The organism is Caulobacter sp. D5 (assembly GCF_003185805.1).
Lineage (GTDB): Bacteria > Pseudomonadota > Alphaproteobacteria > Caulobacterales > Caulobacteraceae > Caulobacter.
Map to the genome: position 1 here is coordinate 1 of NZ_QHJY01000190.1, position 1,463 is coordinate 1,463.

Sequence of the window (1,463 nt, forward strand, 5' to 3'; positions counted from 1 at the left end):
GTCAGGCCCTGGTCGCTCTCGGCCTCGAACCGCACCCGGCGCTTGGCGTGGCCGACCACCACCGTCCAGTCGGTGCGCCTGGAGCCCAGCCGCCGGGCCAGCACCCGCTGCAGGGCGCAGCCCGTGGCGGCCAGGATGTCCAGTTGCAGCGGCGTCGGCTCGGTTCCGGAAAAGCCGTCGGGGAATTCGTCCTTGATGTAGCTGGTCGCCAGCGTCCCTGCGACGAAGCGCGCCTGGTCCATCACCGCGGCCAGGAACGGCACGTTGTGGCTGGGACCCTCGATGTGGAAGTCCTCCAGCGCCCGGGCCATGCCCTTGACCGCCTCGGCGCGGGTCGGGGCCCACGAACACAGCTTGGCGATCATCGGATCGTAGAACATCGAGATCTCGTCGCCCTCGCGAACGCCGGCGTCGTTGCGCACGAGATAGCCGTCCTTCTGCCCTTCTTCCGGCGGCGCATAGCGCACCAGCCGACCGATGCTGGGCAGGAACTTGCGGTAGGGATCCTCGGCGTAGATCCGGCTCTCGACCGCCCAGCCGTTGATCGACAGATCCTCCTGAGCGAACGCCAAAGGCTCGCCGGCCGCCGATCGGATCATCTGCTCGACCAAATCGAGGCCCGTGATCAGCTCGGTGACCGGATGCTCCACCTGCAGGCGGGTGTTCATCTCCAGGAAGTAGAAGCTCTTGTCCTGGCCGGCCACGAACTCGACCGTGCCGGCGCTGTCGTAATTGACCGCCTTGGCCAGGGCGACGGCCTGGGCGCCCATGGCCGCGCGGGTCTCAGGATCCAGCAGCGGCGACGGCGCCTCCTCGATGACCTTCTGGTTTCGCCGCTGGATCGAGCATTCGCGCTCGAACAGGTGGACGACGTGACCATGCTTGTCGCCCAGCACCTGGATCTCGATGTGGCGCGGGCTCTCGATGAACTTTTCGATGAAGATGCGGTCGTCGCCGAACGCGCCGGCCGCCTCGGCCCGCACGGCCGGAAAGCCTTCCTCGACGTCCTGGCGGGTCCAGGCCACCCGGATGCCCTTGCCGCCGCCGCCGGCCGAAGCCTTGATCATCACCGGATAGCCGATGGTCTCCGACACCGAGAGCGCCTCGGCCACATCCGCGATCTCGCCGATGTGGCCCGGCACGCACGACACCCCGGCCGCCGCCGCGAACTTCTTGCTCTCGATCTTGTCGCCCATCGCCGAGATGGCGCCGGGATTGGGACCGATGAAGACGATGCCCTCGTCCGCACAGCGCTGGGCGAACTCGGCCTTCTCGGACAGGAAGCCGAAGCCCGGATGCACCGCCTGCGCGCCCGTCTGCTTGCAGGCGGCGATGATCCTGTCGGCCACCAGATAGCTCTGGGCGGCCGGCGAGGCCCCGATGTGCACGGCCTCGTCGGCCATCTCCACCGCCAGGCTGTCGGCGTCGGCGTCCGAGTACACCACCACCGTCGCGATCCCCAG

At 68.4% G+C, this 1,463-nt stretch carries 1 protein-coding gene; it reads right to left on the minus strand.

The genetic code is table 11. The annotated features are described in order from the left end of the window. Positions 1-1,463 (minus strand): acetyl/propionyl/methylcrotonyl-CoA carboxylase subunit alpha (locus tag DMC18_RS13610; RefSeq protein ID WP_110133013.1); only part of this gene is annotated, 1,463 nt, incomplete at both ends.